The 17,099-nt window shown below is 60.4% G+C and carries 14 protein-coding genes and 2 tRNA genes; 5 read left to right on the top strand and 11 right to left on the bottom strand.

Translation table 11 applies throughout. The annotated features are described in order from the left end of the window. Positions 1 to 133: 133 nt before the first annotated feature. The gene (locus tag BS627_RS09220; RefSeq protein WP_077982783.1) at positions 134 to 1,105 is read right to left on the bottom strand and encodes a VOC family protein; all 972 of its coding nucleotides are present in this window, start codon (positions 1,103 to 1,105) and stop codon (positions 134 to 136) included. Positions 1,106 to 1,331: 226 nt separating this feature from the next. Between BS627_RS09220 and ppdK the strand changes: the two genes are divergently transcribed. Further along, entirely contained in the window at positions 1,332 to 4,058 is a 2,727-nt protein-coding gene (gene ppdK, locus BS627_RS09215) for a pyruvate, phosphate dikinase (protein ID WP_077982782.1), read from the top strand. On the opposite strand, the gene BS627_RS09210 is transcribed toward ppdK, so the two are convergent. Both BS627_RS09210 and BS627_RS09205 read right to left on the bottom strand, forming a co-directional pair. Beyond that, positions 4,036 to 4,308, bottom strand: a complete 273-nt coding sequence (locus tag BS627_RS09210) for a hypothetical protein (RefSeq protein ID WP_077982781.1) — start codon at positions 4,306 to 4,308, stop codon at positions 4,036 to 4,038. The genes ppdK and BS627_RS09210 overlap by 23 nt on opposite strands. A gap of 151 nt (positions 4,309 to 4,459) precedes the next feature. Beyond that, the gene (locus BS627_RS09205) at positions 4,460 to 5,824 is read right to left on the bottom strand and encodes a dicarboxylate/amino acid:cation symporter (protein ID WP_077982780.1); all 1,365 of its coding nucleotides are present in this window, start codon (positions 5,822 to 5,824) and stop codon (positions 4,460 to 4,462) included. A 320-nt stretch (positions 5,825 to 6,144) separates the two neighbouring features. Between BS627_RS09205 and BS627_RS09200 the strand changes: the two genes are divergently transcribed. Continuing rightward, a complete protein-coding gene (locus BS627_RS09200) occupies positions 6,145 to 7,065 on the top strand; it encodes a DUF1499 domain-containing protein (protein WP_077982779.1) in 921 nt (306 codons plus the stop codon). 249 nt (positions 7,066 to 7,314) lie between these two features. Here the strand turns inward: BS627_RS09200 and BS627_RS09195 are convergent, their stop codons facing one another. Then, positions 7,315 to 8,223 (bottom strand): MBL fold metallo-hydrolase, encoded by a 909-nt coding sequence (locus tag BS627_RS09195; RefSeq protein ID WP_077983031.1) that lies wholly within the window; start codon positions 8,221 to 8,223, stop codon positions 7,315 to 7,317. A gap of 203 nt (positions 8,224 to 8,426) precedes the next feature. Between BS627_RS09195 and BS627_RS09190 the strand changes: the two genes are divergently transcribed. After that, positions 8,427 to 8,501 (top strand) — tRNA-Gln (locus tag BS627_RS09190). Between the two features lie 12 nt (positions 8,502 to 8,513). Here BS627_RS09190 and BS627_RS09185 read toward each other — a convergent pair. The 4 genes from BS627_RS09185 to BS627_RS09165 form a co-directional block, all read right to left on the bottom strand. Next, positions 8,514 to 8,825, bottom strand: coding sequence for a type II toxin-antitoxin system RelE/ParE family toxin (locus BS627_RS09185; protein WP_077982778.1), 312 nt, complete (start codon positions 8,823 to 8,825; stop codon positions 8,514 to 8,516). Continuing rightward, positions 8,815 to 9,096: a type II toxin-antitoxin system ParD family antitoxin gene (locus BS627_RS09180; RefSeq protein ID WP_077982777.1), complete on the bottom strand. Its 282-nt coding sequence runs from the start codon at positions 9,094 to 9,096 to the stop codon at positions 8,815 to 8,817. Before BS627_RS09180 ends, BS627_RS09185 begins: the two co-directional genes overlap by 11 nt. Positions 9,097 to 9,324: 228 nt before the next feature. Continuing rightward, positions 9,325 to 11,040 (bottom strand): malate dehydrogenase (quinone), encoded by a 1,716-nt coding sequence (mqo, locus tag BS627_RS09175; protein ID WP_165691188.1) that lies wholly within the window; start codon positions 11,038 to 11,040, stop codon positions 9,325 to 9,327. A 385-nt stretch (positions 11,041 to 11,425) separates the two neighbouring features. Then, the gene (locus tag BS627_RS09165) at positions 11,426 to 11,848 is read right to left on the bottom strand and encodes a hypothetical protein (protein WP_077982775.1); all 423 of its coding nucleotides are present in this window, start codon (positions 11,846 to 11,848) and stop codon (positions 11,426 to 11,428) included. A 264-nt stretch (positions 11,849 to 12,112) separates the two neighbouring features. Here BS627_RS09165 and BS627_RS09160 point away from each other — a divergent pair. Then, positions 12,113 to 12,189, top strand: a tRNA-Pro gene (locus BS627_RS09160). Positions 12,190 to 12,957: 768 nt separating this feature from the next. Here BS627_RS09160 and cysN read toward each other — a convergent pair. The 3 genes from cysN to BS627_RS09145 are packed head-to-tail and all read right to left on the bottom strand — an operon-like array spanning position 12,958 to position 16,221. Then, the gene (cysN, locus tag BS627_RS09155) at positions 12,958 to 14,442 is read right to left on the bottom strand and encodes a sulfate adenylyltransferase subunit CysN (protein ID WP_077982774.1); all 1,485 of its coding nucleotides are present in this window, start codon (positions 14,440 to 14,442) and stop codon (positions 12,958 to 12,960) included. Continuing rightward, entirely contained in the window at positions 14,442 to 15,395 is a 954-nt protein-coding gene (gene cysD, locus BS627_RS09150; protein ID WP_077982773.1) for a sulfate adenylyltransferase subunit CysD, read from the bottom strand. Before cysD ends, cysN begins: the two co-directional genes overlap by 1 nt. 28 nt (positions 15,396 to 15,423) lie before the next feature. Next, complete coding sequence (locus BS627_RS09145) at positions 15,424 to 16,221, bottom strand: phosphoadenylyl-sulfate reductase (protein ID WP_077982772.1); 798 nt, start codon at positions 16,219 to 16,221, stop codon at positions 15,424 to 15,426. 204 nt (positions 16,222 to 16,425) lie between these two features. On the opposite strand from BS627_RS09145, the gene BS627_RS09140 reads away from it, so the two are divergent. Continuing rightward, positions 16,426 to 16,866 carry an RrF2 family transcriptional regulator gene (locus BS627_RS09140; protein WP_003494308.1) on the top strand — a complete coding sequence of 147 codons (441 nt, stop codon included), beginning with the start codon at positions 16,426 to 16,428 and terminating at the stop codon, positions 16,864 to 16,866. Positions 16,867 to 17,099 lie beyond the last annotated feature (233 nt).

Raw genomic sequence — 17,099 nt, 5'->3', positions numbered from 1 at the left:
AGGACTTGGGCTGGCTAGATTCCTGTGACGAGCGCAGGAATGAGGGAATGCGGATGCTGTGCTTTGCGGAATTCGAACGATATGGCGCAGGCGTTCTCGGCATCTCCTCGCCGCAAAATTAAAGCCTCAAACCTCAACCCGGCACCAGCCGCAGCCGCGTGCCCCAGGGGTCGATCGCTTCCACGACGTTATTCTCCATCTCCACCAGCACGCAACCGGCGGCCCGCAGCCGCGTCTTCTGCGCTTCCAGATCGGCGGAATTGCGAACGGTAATTGAAAACCAGTCGAGGCCGGTTTCGGAAGCGTTGCGTGCCTTCGCACCCCTGCTGTTCCATGTATTCACCGCCAGATGATGGTGATAACCGCCGGAAGAAAGGAAAGACGCGTCCGAGCGCGCATCCTGCGTCGGTCGCAGGCCGATGGCCTCTTCGTAAAAGGCGCGGGCGGCGGCGATTTCGCCGACCCGCAGGTGAACATGCCCGATACGCATCCCCGCCGGGGCAGCCTCATAATCGCTTTTTCTGGTATCGGTCAGCGTCACGAGATCATCGACATCGAGTTGTTCGGTGCCCATCTTCACCACGTTACCGTTCCAGACCCATGTGTCCTTCGGCCGGTCGCTGTAAACCTCGATGCCGTTGCCCTCGGGATCGTTGAGATAGATCGCCTCGCTGACATTGTGGTCGGCAAAACCCGTTAGCGGCACCTGCTTCAGCGCCGCGTGCACCAGCCATCGCGCCAGATCCTTGCGGGAGGGCATCAGATAGGCGATGTGGAACAGGCCGGCGGAAGTGGGGCTCTCGAAATCCGCCGCCGGCTTGTGCACGAGATCGAGCAGCGGCACGTTGCCGATACCGAGCGTCACACCCCTTGCCGTGCGTTCCACCTCGTTCATACCGAGCACCGAGCGGTAGTACTCGATCATCTGATCGAGATCGCGCACACGCAGCGCCGCCTGACCCACATGCATCGGTGTCGTTAAGGCGAAGGGCAGGGTGGCATTTGCGGGAGTTGCACCCCCTTCCGCTTTGAGCGCCCCGGCAAGAGCGGTGGCGGCACAGGAAATTCCGGCAAATTTCAACGTATGGCGGCGGGTAAATTGCATGAATAATCTCTTTGCAGCGATTTGAATGGCTTAGGCAACACTCCGTTTCAGCGCACTACACGAATGCGTCAATCATGCCGTATTTGGCCTTTGCGGCAATTCTTGCGCGTAATTCGCCGCAATTATGCTGCACTGCGATGTAAACTGCACGTTGCGGCGTTCCCAACATGCTGGCAATGCTGTAGATGATAGAAAAATGACAACGCTTCTGGGTGGAGAGCGTGGAATGAAAAAATGGGTTTATACCTTCGGCAATGGTGCTGCCGAAGGCAGGGCAGGTGACGTTGCTATATTGGGCGGCAAGGGCGCGAACCTTGCCGAAATGGCAAGTCTCGGCCTACCCGTTCCCCCCGGCCTCACGATTATCGCCGATGCCTGCGCGCTTTATCACAAGAATGGCCGCGATCTTCCCGAAGAGCTGAAGCTGCAGGTCATGGCCGGGCTGCATGGCATGGAGATCGTCACCGGCAAAACCTTCGGCGGCAGCAAGTCGCCGCTGCTCATTTCCGTGCGCTCCGGCGCCCGCGCCTCCATGCCCGGCATGATGGACACCGTCCTCAACCTCGGGCTCAACGATCGCACGGTCGAGGCGCTTGGCCACGATGCGGGCGACGCCCGATTTGCGTGGGATAGCTATCGCCGTTTCATCCAGATGTATGGCGATGTCGTCATGGGCCTCGACCATGAAATGTTCGAGGAAATCCTGGAGGACGAAAAAGGCCGGCTTGGCCATGAATACGATACCGACATGTCGGCGGTCGAATGGCAGCACGTCGTTTCGCTCTACAAGAAGCTGATCGAGGACGAGCTTGGCGAAGCCTTCCCGCAGGATTGTCATGTCCAGCTCTGGGGTGCCATCGGCGCAGTTTTCGCCAGCTGGACCAACCACCGCGCCGTGACCTATCGTCACCTGCATAATATTCCCGGCGACTGGGGCACGGCGGTCAACGTTCAGGCCATGGTCTTCGGCAATCTTGGCTCGTCCTCGGCAACCGGCGTTGCCTTCACCCGCAATCCCTCGACCGGCGAGGCAGAGCTTTACGGTGAATTCCTCGTCAATGCGCAAGGGGAAGACGTGGTTGCAGGCATCCGCACGCCGCAATCCATCACCGAGGCCGCGCGGCTGGTATCGGGTTCCGACAAGCCTTCCATGGAAAAGCTGATGCCGGAGGCTTTTTCCGAATTTCTGGCGATCTGCAAGCGGCTGGAAACGCACTATCGTGACATGCAGGATCTGGAATTCACTATCGAGCGCGGCAAGCTCTGGATGTTGCAGACCCGTTCCGGCAAGCGCACCACCCGCGCCGCCATGAAGATCGCTGTCGATATGGTGGAAGCCGGGCTGATTTCGCAGGAGGAGGCCGTCTGCCGCATCGAGCCTTCATCGCTCGACCAGCTGCTGCACCCCACCATCGATCCCGGTATTTCCCGCCCCATCATCGGCTCCGGCCTGCCGGCCTCGCCGGGTGCGGCGACGGGTGAGATCGTCTTCACCTCGGAAGAGGCGGTCGCCGCCGAAGCGGAGGGACGCCGCGTCATTCTGGTGCGCATCGAAACCAGCCCGGAAGATATTCACGGCATGCATGCCGCCGAAGGCATTCTGACGACGCGTGGCGGCATGACAAGCCACGCCGCCGTGGTGGCGCGCGGCATGGGCATTCCCTGCGTCACCGGCGCCGGCTCCATGCGCGTCGATATGCGCAACAAGGTGCTGATCGGCGTCGGCTGCATGCTGAAACGCGGCGACATCATCACCATCGACGGTTCTTCCGGCCGGGTACTGAAGGGCGAAGTGCCGATGACACAGCCGGAACTTTCGGGCGATTTCGGCAAGCTGATGGAATGGGCTGATAGCCTGCGCCGCATGACGGTGCGCACCAATGCCGATACGCCTGCCGACGCCCGTGCCGCCCGCGCCTTCGGTGCCGAGGGTATCGGCCTCTGCCGCACCGAACACATGTTCTTCGAGGGCGACCGCATCCATGTGATGCGCGAAATGATCCTCGCCGAAAGCGAAAAGGGCAGGCGGGCAGCGCTTGACGAGCTTCTGCCGATGCAGCGATCGGATTTTACCGAACTGTTCCAGATCATGCACGGCCTGCCGGTAACGATCCGCCTGCTCGACCCGCCGCTGCACGAATTCCTGCCGAAGACCGATGGTGAGATCGTCGAGGTCGCCGCCGCCATGGGCATGCCGCAGACGGTGTTCCGCCAGCGGCTGGATGCGCTGCACGAATTCAACCCCATGCTCGGCCATCGCGGCTGCCGTCTGGCCATTTCCTATCCGGAAATCGCCGAAATGCAGGCACGCGCCATTTTTGAAGCGGCCGTCGCTGCGGCGCGCATCACCGGCGCACCCGTCGTGCCCGAAATCATGGTGCCGCTGGTCGGCCTCCGCTCCGAGCTGGATTACGTGACTGCGGTCATCGATGGTGTTGCCGCAGCCGTGGCGCAGGAAACCGGCATGGAGATCGAATATCTCACCGGCACCATGATCGAGCTGCCGCGTGCGGCACTACGCGCCCATGTCATTGCGGAAGCCGCGGAATTCTTCTCCTTCGGCACCAACGATTTGACGCAAACCACCTTCGGCATTTCCCGAGACGATGCGGCGCGGTTCATCAATACCTATCAGCGCAAGGGTATCATCGAACGCGATCCCTTCATCTCGCTCGACTTCGACGGGGTGGGGGAACTGATCCGCATCGCCGCCGAGCGCGGCCGCCAGACACGGCCGGAACTGAAGCTCGGCATCTGCGGCGAACATGGCGGCGATCCGGCCTCGATCCATTTCTGCGAAGATGCGGATCTCGATTACGTGTCCTGCTCACCTTTCCGCGTGCCCATCGCCCGGCTTGCGGCGGCGCAGGCGACGCTGGCTGCAAAGGCGAGAGAGGGCGAGACGCCAAGCAATGTCGCCTTCATTCCCGTCAGGGGTTCTGTTGGACGATGATGCGCCGCTCCACCACCACGGGGCGGTAGAACATGTCGCGGTTCATCTGCGCCTGCCAGGCGCGGTTATCGGCGCGGCGGTCCATCTCCAGATCGAGAAGGCAACCGGCCATCGGGTCCGTGCCGGGGCGGAAACCATAACCCCGGCATGTCGCCTCATCCCGCGCCCGCCGCTCTTCCGGCGTCAGCGTCTGGCAGGCGGTGAGCGCCAGCATGGCGGCAAGCGAACCGAGGACGATGGAAACACGCATCTTGTTTCTCCCTGATATGACAGCCGTACGGCAGTTTTATTGCCGCGATTGATACGCCTGTTTGCATTTTGGGAAAAGCCGCATCGGGGTGGAAAGTTGCATTGCAACGGTAGCGATCGCGCGTGACGACCGCTACCGCCGGCAGATGTTCTCAGGCCGCCGCCACTTCCCGGTCATCGAGCGCGTCGATGTCCTTGGCGTTGTTGTAGACGGCCTCGTTGAGAATGCCTTCGCGCTTGGCGACGATGGTGGGCACCAGTGCCTGTCCGGCGACGTTGACCGCCGTGCGGCCCATGTCGAGGATCGGGTCGATGGCGAGCAGCAGGCCCACGCCCTCCAGCGGCAGGCCGAGGGTGGAGAGTGTCAGCGTCAGCATCACCACAGCACCCGTCAGGCCGGCCGTTGCAGCGGAACCGAGCACGGAAACGAAGACGATCAGAACATATTCCTGAATGCCGAGCGGCACCTGGAAGAACTGCGCGATGAAGATCGCCGAGATTGCCGGATAGATCGCGGCGCAGCCATCCATCTTGGTGGTGGCGCCGAGCGGCACGGAGAAGGCGGCATATTCGCGCGGCACGCCGAGGCTCTTTTCCGTCACGGTTTCGGTGACGGGAAGCGTACCGATGGAGGAACGTGAGACGAAGGCAAGCTGGATGGCTGGCCATGCGCCCGCAAAGAACCGTGAGGGTTTCAGGCCGTGGGCGAGAAGGAGCGCCGGATAGACCACGAACAGCACGAGCGCCAGACCGATATAGACCGCCGCCGCATACCAGCCGAGCTGCGACAGCGTCGTCCAGCCATATTGGTCAACCGCACGGCCGAGCAGGCCGATGGTGCCGATGGGGGTGAGGCGGATGACCCACCACAGGATTTTGCGCACGATGGCCAGCAGCGACTGGTTGAAGGCGAGGAACGGTTCCGCCGCCTTGCCGGCTTTGAGGGCTGCGACGCCAAAGGCGATCGATACGACGAGCAACTGCAACACGTTGAAGTTCAGCGAGGTGCTGCCGGCGCCGTTGTTGATTTTGGTGGACGCTTCAAGGCCGAAGACGTTGGCAGGAACCAGACCCTTGAGGAAGTCCAGCCAGGAGCCGGTGGAGGAGGGTGCGGCCGCTGCCGTATTGGCAATCGCCGTGTTGACACCCGGCTGAATGACGAGGCCGAGCACGATGCCGATGACCACGGCGATCAGGGCGGTGATGGCGAACCACAAAAGCGTCTGCCAGACGAGCTTTGCCGCATTGGAAAGGTTCTTTAGATTGGCGATGGAGGCGACGATGGCGGTAAAGATCAGCGGCGGCACAAGCGCGCGCAACAGCTGTACGAAAATGCTGCCGATGGTCTGCAGCGTCACCGAAAGCCAGTTCGGGCTGCCGGCGGCATCGGGGCCGATGTTGCGCGCAACAAGCCCGAGCAGCAGGCCGATGACCATGGCGATCAGAACCTGAAAGCCGAAATTGCGGTAAAAGGGTTTAGGCCCGGAGGGGCCGGCGGACGTCGTTGCCTGTGACATGAGATGTCTCTTTATTGTGCAAAAAACGAGAATGTTGCACTTTTTACACGCATTCTCGAGGGAGGTCGCCGACAATACGCCGATTTCCTCAGCAATTAAGAGATGGACTTGCGTATTTGTTTCATTGTCGGGGAATTATTCCCTGGAACATGTGCGATGCGGAAAATTATTCCAGGCTCTCGCCGTCGTAGCGCAGATCGCCATTGTCCTTTGTTTTCCTCGTCGCAAATCCGGTCTATGACATCATATGCAGGTGATTCCCTGTCAGAATTCGGGTGCAACGCTTTTTAGCCAATGCGATCTAACGGATATCCGCTTCCATGACTGTGCGTTTCGTCCGGCCTTTTTCGGTTGCAGCCTATCTTTCCCGGTATCTGGGCCTTGCGGCGCTGGCGCTTTTTCTCATCGCCGCCGGTATCCACCGTTTCGGACCGTTGACGACGCCAGATCTTGTCGGGCTGCTCCTGATTGCCGCCGGTATCGCTCTTCTCGCCGTGCTTCTGGCGCTCATCGGCCTCGAGCGGCTTTGGACCAGGGGTGCGCGCGGCGGGCTTTCGGCGCTGGCGGCGCTGCTTCTCTCGGCCCTGCCGCTCGGCGTGGTCGGTTACGGCGCTTTTCTTTATTGGCAGCAGCCAAAGATTTACGACATTTCCACGGACCTGAGCGACGTGCCGGAGTGGCTGGCGGCACCAGCGGCCAACCAACAATGGCTGGTGCGGCCCGCCGTCATCACCAGGGCCGACCGCGACGCGCAGATGGAGGCCTATGCCAGCCTCGCCGGGCGCCGTTATGAAGGCGCAATCGACCGCATCTACACCGCCGCCAAAAAAATGGCCGCCGCCCAGTCCATCCACATCACCCATACGAAGGGTGTGATCGGCGTGGAAGATGCCGCCTCCATCGGCGTGCCGCCGCAGGACAGGACGCAGCCGACGGAAGATGCGCCGGTGGAAGACCTGCCCTCCATCGTGCCGGTGCCCATGGCCCGCCCGACTGATGCGCCGTTACCCACCCTCTTCAACGGCAGCGGCGTGGTGCTGATGCAGGGTGAAACCCGCACCCGCATCTGGGGCCTGCGTTTCGATATCCTCATCCGCCTGAAGGAAGAGGCGGAAACCACCATCGTCGACGTGCGCGTCGCCTCCCGCTACGGCCCGCATGATCTCGGCATGGGTGCGGCGATTGCCGAGGCCTATCTCGATGCGCTGGATGCGGAAATGCAAGGGTTGAACGATAATTGATACGTTTTTTGGTGTGAGGTAGCGCATGGCGCTGCGGCTTGGTTTCTTCTCCCCGAGGGGGAGAAGGTGGCCCGAAGGGTCGTATGAGGGGGCTAGCTCTCCGAATATCTCTACCGTCGCCCCCTCATCCGGCTGCCGCGGACTTCTCCCCGACGGGGAGAAGAAACGAGTGGCACTCGCCCGCGCCATCAATGGGAGAGCGATGGCTGAGGCGATAGCAAGATTTGAAATGCTGCCTCTCAAAACCCGTCACGCCGGAAAATATTCACCCGTGAGCGAAGGCGCGCCATCCGTCCGCACTTCGCCCTTTTCGATCAGATCCTCGATATGCGCCAGCACGGAAAGTGCGGCCGCGCCATGCAGGCGCTTGTCGGTGCTGGCATAGATCACCTTCACCATGTCGGCGATCCGCCTGTCGCCGTCCCGGATGCGCTTCAGAACCGCCTTTTCCCGCATGCGGCGGTGGGCGCGCAAGCCCCGCATGAAGGCGGCGGGATCGGTGACCGGGCCGCCATGGCCAGGCAGGAACAGCCGGTCGTCGCGGGTGAGCAGCCGTTCCAGCGAGGCCATGTAATCGCTCATCGCCCCATCCGGAGGTGCCACGATGGTGGTGGCCCAGGCCATGACGTGATCGGCCGAAAAGACGATGCCGCTGCCTTCAAGCGCAAAGGCGGCGTGATTGGCGGTGTGGCCCGGCGTATGTAGCGCCGTCAATGTCCAGCCATCGCCGGAAAGGCTCTGCCCGTCGCCAAGTGCGATATCGGGCACGAAAGCCGTATCGGAACTCTCGGCAAAGGGGTTTGTCTCGCCCGCGTGTAATGGGCGCGCGGCACGGTGCGGGCCTTCCGCCACGGTCACCGCCCCGGTCGCCTGCGCCAGCCTGCGGGCCAGCGGCGAGTGATCGCGGTGCGTGTGGCTGACGAAGATATGGGTCACCTCGCGGCCTTCGAGCGCCGCCATCAAAGCCTGAAAATGCGCCTCATCCTCCGGGCCCGGATCGATGACGGCAACGGAGCGGTCGCCGACGATATAGGAATTGGTGCCATGAAAGGTGAAGGCGGAAGGGTTATTGACGGTGAGGCGCTGGATGAGCGGGGCAACAGGAACCGCCTCGCCATAGGCCGGCTTGAAATCGAGATCGAATGCCGGGTCTGCCATCGAGACCTCCTGAATGAATGCCATGCCGCCCGTGCCGACGGCACCCGCCGCACAATCGCCAAGCCCTATCATGCTGCCCGCGGCCGGGCACCCAAAAAGCTTGTATTTTGTGAAAAAATTGGTCGCCGGGTCATTGCCGGGCCGGGCAGGCTTTGCTAATCAGGCGCGGTTCAGGCAGCGGCGTTTCGCTCTCGCTGCCCTGTTGGGGCGTCGCCAAGCGGTAAGGCACCGGTTTTTGGTACCGGCATTCCCAGGTTCGAATCCTGGCGCCCCAGCCATTTCTTCCAAAATCAGGACAGTGTTCGCAGGTCGCGGCGACCGTCAATGACACGTACAATCTCTACGGAATCTATCTCGCCGTCATCGGTATCCGGCACGGTTTCGTAGAGAATGATGTAAGGCGCTGCAACCAGCATGCGGGCGGATGGAAAAATTTCCGGGTGGCGCTCGCCAAGATGGGGGTGGCAGATCAAGCGCTCCGCCTTGGCGCGAAACCGAGCGAAATACCGCTCCGCCGCAAGAGGCTGTGATTTACCAATGTCGATGTAGATTTTCTTCACATCGCGGCGAGCGCGGGGTGTCCAGACAAGCTTAATGGTCACGATTTTTCAACGAAGCCAGTTCTGCACGCGCTTCACTGAGTGTGTCGTCAAAATCCACTTCGGTTGAACTGCCACTGGCTTTGCCTTCAGTCCACAATGCGCGCAACTTGGCTATGTCATCGCGTCGCTGAACCCATTTCGCAGACCAGTCACGCATCGCTTCGCGGATCACCTCGCTGCTGCTGGCATAGGCCCCGCTTTCGACGGCATCACGCAAGATTTCGGCATGCTGGGGTGTCATCGAGACACTGATCTTTTCCACATTGGCCACGTCATTTCTCCACGAATAATTGGTAGGAATTATTACTACCAAATCATCTGCGATGCGAGGTATTTCATCATGCTCGGTCCGTCCCCGGCATCTGCGGCGGATCGATTTCATTGAGCTTGGCAGACCATCGGCAGAGGGCCAAGAAGATGCGGGCGGAGGTATAATCCAATAAAAACGCCGCGCATCCGGAGACACGCGGCGTTCAATCCTAAAAATCGCAACCAAGCCTTAAAGCGCGATATCCGGCACCTTCTTCACTGGCGCACCCGCAGGCGCCGCGCCGGCGCCCTTCAGTGCCTCAAGGTCGATCTGCGGCGGGGTGGGCAGCTGCAGGTGTTCGGCGGTATAGGCCCATTCCTGCTGCACCTTTTCCGGGTCGTCATTGAGCTTCGTGCCGTAGCTCGGCACGATCTGGCGCAGCTTCGTTTGCCATTCCGGCGTCGCGACCTTGTCCTTGAAGACCTTTTCCAGAACGCTGAGCATGATCGGTGCCGCCGTCGAGGCGCCCGGCGAAGCGCCGAGCAGACCGGCGATGCTGCCATCCTTGGCGGAGACGACTTCAGTGCCGAGCCTCAGCACGCCGCCCTTTTCCTCGTCGCGCTTGATGATCTGCACGCGCTGGCCTGCCTGCCACAGGCGCCATTCGCCCTGCTTGGCATTGGGGAAATATTCCTTCAGCGCGGCAAAACGGTCGTCATCCGACATCATCAGCTGGCCGGCGAGATATTCCACCAGCGGATATTCATCGATGCCCACGCGCACCATCGGCCAGGCATTGCTTGTTGTGACCGAGGAGACGAGATCGAAATAGGAGCCTTCCTTCAGGAACTTGGTGGAGAAGGTGGCGAAAGGTCCGAACAGGATGACGCGCTTGCCGCCCAGCACGCGGGTATCGAGGTGCGGCACCGACATGGGCGGCGAGCCGACCGAGGCCTTGCCATAGGCCTTGGCGAGATGCTGCATCGTCACATCAGGGTTCTCGTTGATGAGGAACGAGCCGCCCACCGGGAAACCGGCATAATCATCGGCTTCGGGAATGCCGGACATCTGCAACAGATGCAGCGCGCCGCCGCCGGCGCCGATGAACACGAATTTCGCATCCACCACCTGTTCGGCATCGGTTTTGGTGTTGGTATAGGTCACGCGCCAGCTGCCATCGGCATTGCGCTGGATGTCGGAAACCTCGCTATTGACCTGCAGGTCGAAATTCTGGTCGCTCTGCAGATGCGAGACGAATTGTCGGGTGATTTCGCCGAATTCCATGTCGGTGCCGAGCGGCGACCAGGTGGCGCCGATCTTCTGGGAAGGGTCGCGGCCTTCCATCATCAGCGGCACCCACTTCTTGATCTGCTCGGGATCGGTGGAGAACTCCATGCCGGCAAAAAGCGGGCTGGTCCTCAGCGCCTGATAACGCTTTTCCAGATAGGCGACGTTCTCGTCACCCCAGACGAAGCTCATATGCGGCGTGTGGTTGATGAAGGAGCGCGGGTTCTTCAAGACGCCGTTCTTCACCTGCCATGCCCAGAACTGCCGGGAAATCTGGAAGGATTCGTTGATGTTGATGGCTTGGGCGATCTTGATGTTGCCGTTGGCGTCTTCCGGCGTGTAGTTCAGCTCGGCAAGCGCGGAATGGCCGGTGCCGGCATTGTTCCAGCCGTTGGAGCTTTCCAGCGCCACGCCATCCAGCCGCTCCAGCATCTGCATCGACCAGGTCGGTTCGAGTTCGCGCAGCCACACACCGAGCGTCGCGCTCATGATGCCGCCGCCGATGAGAAGCACGTCCACCTTCTTGGCGGCCGTATTGGCGAGGAGTGGGGAAGAGGGCAGCGCCGCTGCGGCAATTCCGGCGAGCGCACCGCCTAGAACCTGTCGGCGGTTCAGCGGAAATGCATGGGAGAGATCAGTGAGCTGGGATTTGTCTTGATCGATGGGAGTCACGGCCATACCTGATTCTTGTTTTGTGTTAAAAACATTCCTCCCGAGCGCCCCGTTATAGCAAAGCGCAAAGCGGCACAACCCGACCTTCTGCACTCCGGTACAAGCAGTTTTGCGGGGATTTTGCAGGAAATATGGTCGCAACGGCCAATTTTGCAGTCCTGCCGATCGTCATTTTTGTGACGGCGAAGATTAGCCGGTGCTTTCAAACGGTTGAAAGGGTTCTGAAAGCGGGGTGTCGCGGAAAGGCGCATATGACGCTGTTTCCGGCGCGTTGCGGGTCGCAGGGTGCGGCTACAGGCAAAAATTTTGCAGAAAAGTGGCAATAATCCCGAAAAAATGAAAAAGCCCGCCAGTTCGGGCGGGCTTTGGGCATTCGGTTTATGGCCGAAGATCAATCTGCGGCGAGGAACTCCGCGCAATAGCTCGGGCCGTTAATGCCGGGGCGGTCGGAGACCGTGCGCACGGCGGTGATCTTGTAGTCGCTGGAAACGACGAGCTGCACCGTGCAGGAGAGCGAGGCGGTGCGGGCGGGCGAGATCTGGCGCCCCTTCTTGCCATCCTTGCCTTCTTCGAACCTGGCCGGAATGGTGGCCTTTCTGTAGCCGCCGCGCCAGTTATACACGGTGGAGCTGCCAGTTTCCGTATCGCTTTGCGGCGGGCCGAATTTTGCAAAGAAAACGCCTGCGGACTGGCCGACCCAGCGGGTCTCAACGGGGCTCTTCTGGGTGAAGGAGGGAGTGGAACCGCCCGTGGAGGTGGTGCAGGCCGAGAGCGCAATGGCAAACGCTGCAAGCGTTACGCTGCGAGATAGCATGGTGAAATGTCCTTTGTGCCGTGTCCGGCTTCCCGCCGGTCATTCCGTTCCCCTAGCAGATTTGGCGGCAACGGGCAGGGGAGGTGTGCGGTTCGATGAAAATTTCCTGCCACAATTGCTTTTTTGTAACGTTTTGAGGCCTTCCAGCCGGCGGCGCAGGCGCTTGGCAGGGTTGCTTCAACGGATGGGAAAAACTTGTCACAAAAAATGCAATAAGCCGCTTGTCGAATGCCGGAGGCTGGTCTATAGACGCGCTGCTGGTCACGGAGTGTAGCGCAGTCTGGTAGCGCACCACGTTCGGGACGTGGGGGTCGGAGGTTCGAATCCTCTCACTCCGACCAGCTTGAAGCCCAATAGTTACGGCGGCTTGCAACTCATCCCGAAACTTCCAAGATCGAAATCTCGCACAGAAACCGGGCTGTCAAAAGCCGCGCCGGTTGGACTGCATTCGCCGCTTACTTCTCGAAATCCGGGCGCAGGTGCGAATAAGCGCCTTCAAAAAATAGGGATGGACCGCTTCGGCGGGCTTTTGGTGTCGCCACACGGCATACCAGCAAAAGAGGCCCGTCGCTCCGCCAAGCGCCAGGCCTCAATGTCGCGGCCTGTTTCAGGGGACGCGCGACAGGAACCGTCTTAGAAGTCTCAATTCTTCTCCACAATCCAAGAAGTTATCCCTCACCGTCATGGGCCCTGAGTTTCAGGGGCCTCGTCGCGATCAACTTATCGCGATCAAAAAGAGGCCCGCTGCTTTTTCAAACAACGAGCCTCTGTTGGGCCGCTTGGCGGAGCGACCGCATGCAAATTCGCCTTTCGTGCATGAACGTCGAATGAACAAGCAGCTTTTTCTGCCGCCGAGAAACAACCCGTAAAAATCAGGAGAGCGGCATGGATCGGAAAGCCGCCTCAGTCGTTATTCAACCATACAACAATGGAGGATAACATGCTGAAGGGTATTGCATTGTGGGCTATGGGCGTTCCGATCTTCGTGATCATTCTGCTTTATATGTTCGTGTTTTAAGCCAATCCGCAGTCTCTGACGCGGAAAAGGCCCTGAAACGAAAAAGGCGACCGCGTTGACGGTCGCCTTTTGTTTGTTTGAGGGGGGCGTGTCAGCCCAGATCGCCGATCAGCCGCGCGGCCGTTGCGCCGTCGGTGCGGCGGATGTCGATCTCGTCGCGGTGCTTGGCGAGGAGCTCGCTGGCCAGCAGTTTTTCCGCAAGATCGGCGGGCAGTGAGAGAATGACCCGGTCGCCCTGTTCTTCCGACGCACCGACACTGCGTTTGCCGGCGATCATGCCGCCCGCGACCGTGTTGTTGGTGTCGGGATCGATCAGGATGAAGGAACCGGTCGCGCGGTTCTGTTCATAGGGATCGAAGATCGCCGTCTCATCGAAGGAAAGCCGCACCTTGCCGATGGCGTTCATCGGCAGTGCGGTTTCATGCGCCTGCCATTCGCCTTCCTTCAGGTTCAGCTGGCTGACGGGCTGCACACTGACACGCTGGCGGCGGCTGCCGCTTTTGAGCCAGTAGCGCTTGCCCGCTTCGATGCCGCCGGGCTGCAAGGCCACGATCTGCGCGTCGAAGGCAAGGCCCGTCTGTGGCTGCGCCTCGATGGAAACGATCATGTCGCCGCGCGAGACGTCCACCTGACGGTCGAGGACGAGCGTGACCGCATCGCCCGCCACGGCGGCATTGCGCACCAGATCGAAAGTGACGATCTGCTTGACGTTGGCGACCATGCCGGAAGGCAGGACGACGACGCTGTCGCCCGGCTTCACCGAACCGCCGGCAACCGTACCCTGATAGCCACGGAAGCTTTCACCCGGCCGCGAGACGCGCTGCACCGGAAGGCGGAAGCCGCCGGACTGCGCGGAGCGAACGGTGGCCAACTCCAGCGTTTCCACCAGCGTCGGGCCTTCATACCAGGGCATGGCGGCCTTGCCGGAGAGAACGACGTTTTCACCCTTCAGCGCCGACATCGGAATGGCGGTGATCTGCTTGATACCGAGGTTGGAGGCGAAATCGCGGAACTCGTGGGCGATCAGTTCGAAACCGGCCTTGTCGTAATTCGTCAGGTCGATCTTGTTGACGGCCAGCACGAATTGCCGGATGCCCATCAGCGCCGCGATGGTGGCGTGGCGGCGGGTCTGTTCCAGAATGCCGGTGCGGGCATCGACGAGCAGCACGGCAAGATCGGCGGTGGAAGCGCCGGTCGCCATGTTGCGGGTATATTGCTCATGGCCGGGCGTGTCGGCGACGATGAAGGCGCGCCGGTCGGTTGCGAAATAACGATAGGCGACATCGATGGTGATGCCCTGTTCGCGCTCCGCCTGAAGACCATCCAGCAGCAGGGCAAAATCGGGCAGGCCGAGATCGTTCTGCTTGCCGCTGTCGCGATGCAGGGTGGCGGCCTGATCTTCCTTGACGGCCTTGGTGTCCCAGAGAAGACGGCCGATCAGGGTCGATTTGCCATCATCGACGCTGCCGCAGGTGATGAGGCGAAGCGGACGCGTGTCGCGGGCCGCCTTCGAATGTTCGGCAAACGGCAGAATGGTGGCGGAAGAGGAGGGGGTGTTGGCGGCGGCGGTGCTCATCAGAAATACCCCTCGCGCTTCTTCTTCTCCATGGAACCGGACTGGTCGCGGTCAATCGCACGGCCCTGTCGTTCGGAAACGGTGGCGATTTCGAGTTCCGCGATCACCTCCTGAAGCGTCGCCGCTTCGGAACGGATCGCACCGGTGAGCGGGAAGCAGCCGAGCGTGCGGAAGCGGATCGAGCCATGCTTGATCTCTTCGCCAGGCAGAAGCTCCAGACGCTCGTCTTCAGCAAGGATCATCATGCCGTCGCGTTCAACATAGGGACGCTCGGCGGCGTAATAGAGCGGCACCAGCGGAATGTTTTCCGCCTCGATGTAACGCCAGATATCCACTTCGGTCCAGTTGGAGAGCGGGAAGGCGCGCACGCTTTCGCCCTTGCGGACCATGCCGTTATAGATGTTCCACAATTCCGGGCGCTGGTTGCGCGGGTCCCATTTATGGTCAGGCGTGCGGAAGGAATAGATGCGCTCCTTGGCGCGGCTCGCTTCCTCGTCACGGCGTGCGCCGCCAAAGGCTGCGTCGAACTGGCCGGCGTCGAGAGCCTGACGCAGCGCCTCGGTCTTCATGATGTCGGTATAAAGCGCCGAACCATGGGTGAAGGGCGTCACGTTTTCACTCGCACCGCGCGGGTTGGTGTAGGAGATCAGGTCAAGATCATATTCCTTGACGATCTTGTCGCGGAATTCGATCATTTCCTTGAACTTCCAGCCCGTATTGACGTGCAACAGCGGGAAGGGCACGCGGCCGGGGAAGAAAGCCTTGCGCGCGAGATGCAGCAGCACGGAACTATCCTTGCCGATGGAATAGAGCATCACGGGATTATCGAATTCGGCGGCGACTTCGCGGAAAATATGAATAGCTTCGTTTTCAAGCGCCTTCAGATGCGGATCGAGCGGCGGCTTGGATGCGACAGTATTCTTGCTGTCCGTCTCGTGGACTGCGTTGGACATTGTGAACTCCGGGAGATGGTCTGAATGATTATCGTTGCGGGATGGCGGAAACGGCGGGTGTCTGCTCCGCACCGGCGACGTGAAGACCGCATTCGCGCTTCTCGTCGTTTTCCCACCACCATCGTCCGGCGCGCTCAGGCTCGCCGGGCTTGATGGCGCGCGTACAGGGCTCGCAGCCGATGGAGGGGTAACCGCGCTGATGCAACGGATTGACGGGAATGTTCTCCTGGGCGACATGCGCCCGGATGAGGTCGATATCCCAGTCAGCCAGCGGATTGATCTTGATGAGATTGCGATCCGCGTCGAATTCGGCAAATGGCGTCGTGGCGCGATTGCCCGACTGTCCGCGACGGAGGCCGGTGATCCAGAAGGCGGCGCCTTCCAACGCCTTGCCAAGCGGGATCAGCTTTCTGACATGACAGCAGGCGTGACGGGCTTCGACGCTTTCGTAAAAACCGTTCAGGCCGTATTTTTTGGCATAGGTGTCGATATCGTCCTGCTCCGGTCGGAACCGGCGGATTTCGATGCCGAAACGCTCTTCGGTTTCGTCGATGAGATCGACAGTTTCCTTGAACAGCCGGCCGGTTTCGAGCGTCACGACGTCGATCGGCAGGCGGTGCGTGCCGATGGCGGCCGTAATGACCTGATCCTCGATGCCGAGGCTGGTGGTGAACACCGCCCGCCCGCCAAGGCCGGCGATAAACGAAAGCCGACCCGAAAGATCGAGCCCGGCAAGCGTGGCGTCGAGAGAAGCGGCATCGGCGGAGGCATTTGCTGAATTGATCGTCGCTGAATTGATCGTCATTGTCACGTCCGGGATTTCCATGGCCGATTATTGTTGAAATCCGGCTATGCGAACAGAAATGACAGTCTTTGTGCGCTGCACTTCAGAGCAAAAATGCCTCACGCGCACGATCTATGAGCAAAAGATGCCCGTTCACCTTCTTTGCAGCTTGGATTTGAATTGTGACAACTTCTGCGCTAAGCGGGAATTGCCGGGTATCCGGGCTTGTGGTCTACTGGTTTTACGATGATTTCGCAGAAGGCAAAATACGCGCTGAGGGCGCTCCTTTCGCTGGCCAAGGCCGACGGCGCCTGTCCTGTGCAGATTTCCGACATTGCCCGCGAACAGGCCATTCCGAAAAAGTTTCTGGAACAGATCCTGCTCGAAATGAAGAAGGAACGCCTGGTCGAAAGCCGGCGCGGCAAGCAGGGTGGTTATCTTCTTGCGCGCCCGGCCGCAGACATCACCTTCGGCGAGGTGCTGCGCCTCATCGACGGGCCGCTCGCGCCCTTGCCCTGCCTGTCACAGACCGCCTATCGCCGCTGCGAGGATTGCGATGGCGAAAAACAGTGCGAGATCCGCCACGTCTTCGCCCGCGTGGCCGACGCCACCCGCAACATTCTTTTCAATACCACTATTGCGGATGCGGTGGCGGGGGTGGACGTGCCCGAGCTTCTGACAGCCTGACGAAAAAATCGTCTAAAACCCCATAATATTTTTCGCGCCAGCGCAAAAAATCATCAAAAATGTGAAACGCTTTTGCATTCAGCAAAGTTTTACACGACGCTTGTTGCGCCTTTCGCTTACGCTGCGCTGTTTTTGTTGCCCGGAAAAACGCTCTCGGGAAACAGTTTTTCGATCGTATTCGGCCTCATTGACCAACTCTACTCAACCGGTAGAGTTAAGCCGTCGCAATCAGG

Source organism: Agrobacterium salinitolerans, from assembly GCF_002008225.1.
GTDB classification, from domain to species: domain Bacteria; phylum Pseudomonadota; class Alphaproteobacteria; order Rhizobiales; family Rhizobiaceae; genus Agrobacterium; species Agrobacterium salinitolerans.
Note: the sequence above shows the minus strand (reverse complement) of the source record. Positions and strands in the feature narration are given on the sequence as shown.

Excerpts from the sequence above, each read along its gene's own strand:
- BS627_RS09220 (WP_077982783.1), bottom strand. The coding sequence starts at position 1,105 with ATGCAATTTACCCGCCGCCATACGTTGAAATTTGCCGGAATTTCCTGT.
- ppdK (WP_077982782.1), top strand. The coding sequence starts at position 1,332 with ATGAAAAAATGGGTTTATACCTTCGGCAATGGTGCTGCCGAAGGCAGG.
- BS627_RS09210 (WP_077982781.1), bottom strand. The coding sequence starts at position 4,308 with ATGCGTGTTTCCATCGTCCTCGGTTCGCTTGCCGCCATGCTGGCGCTC.
- BS627_RS09205 (WP_077982780.1), bottom strand. The coding sequence starts at position 5,824 with ATGTCACAGGCAACGACGTCCGCCGGCCCCTCCGGGCCTAAACCCTTT.
- BS627_RS09200 (WP_077982779.1), top strand. The coding sequence starts at position 6,145 with ATGACTGTGCGTTTCGTCCGGCCTTTTTCGGTTGCAGCCTATCTTTCC.
- BS627_RS09195 (WP_077983031.1), bottom strand. The coding sequence starts at position 8,223 with ATGGCAGACCCGGCATTCGATCTCGATTTCAAGCCGGCCTATGGCGAG.
- mqo (WP_165691188.1), bottom strand. The coding sequence starts at position 11,040 with ATGGCCGTGACTCCCATCGATCAAGACAAATCCCAGCTCACTGATCTC.
- BS627_RS09165 (WP_077982775.1), bottom strand. The coding sequence starts at position 11,848 with ATGCTATCTCGCAGCGTAACGCTTGCAGCGTTTGCCATTGCGCTCTCG.
- cysN (WP_077982774.1), bottom strand. The coding sequence starts at position 14,442 with ATGAGCACCGCCGCCGCCAACACCCCCTCCTCTTCCGCCACCATTCTG.
- cysD (WP_077982773.1), bottom strand. The coding sequence starts at position 15,395 with ATGTCCAACGCAGTCCACGAGACGGACAGCAAGAATACTGTCGCATCC.
- BS627_RS09145 (WP_077982772.1), bottom strand. The coding sequence starts at position 16,221 with ATGGAAATCCCGGACGTGACAATGACGATCAATTCAGCGACGATCAAT.
- BS627_RS09140 (WP_003494308.1), top strand. The coding sequence starts at position 16,426 with ATGATTTCGCAGAAGGCAAAATACGCGCTGAGGGCGCTCCTTTCGCTG.